General features: G+C 48.7%; 1 protein-coding gene. It reads left to right on the forward strand.

The features are described 5' to 3' along the window. The coding region (locus J3998_RS13130) for a hypothetical protein (RefSeq protein WP_208151113.1) at nucleotides 1-429 on the forward strand (429 nt) is incomplete at both ends.

A 429-nucleotide genomic window follows, 5' to 3' on the forward strand; every position in this document is an offset into this window, starting at 1 on the left:
AATGCAACAATGAATGCTTCTGGCAGTACTGAAAATCTTGCCGGTCAGAGTGGGCAGTCAGCAGGCCAAAATGGTCAAGGTGCGCAGAGTTCTGGACAAAATAACGGACAGTCTGCTGGGCAGGCTTTGCAGACAGCGCATAAAATTCATGGTAAAGCAGCGGATAAGCTTGATGAAGGCAAGTTAGTTGATGAAGCAGAATCTGTACAGCAAGTTGAAGAGATTACTCATGTGGCAGCGTTGCATGCCGGCCAAGCAACGGCAAGTGCACAAGCGAATGTACAGGTACAAACGGCCGCTAATGTCGGAGCGCAAACTTCGGCAGCCGCATCAGTTTCTCCGCAAGCTAATTCTCAGGCTAATGTACAAGCGAATGCCAATGCAACAATGAATGCTTCTGGCAGTACTGAAAATCTTGCCGGTCAGAGT

It is taken from the genome of Thiomicrorhabdus marina (assembly GCF_017571465.1).
In the GTDB taxonomy this organism is placed as follows: domain Bacteria; phylum Pseudomonadota; class Gammaproteobacteria; order Thiomicrospirales; family Thiomicrospiraceae; genus Thiomicrorhabdus; species Thiomicrorhabdus marina.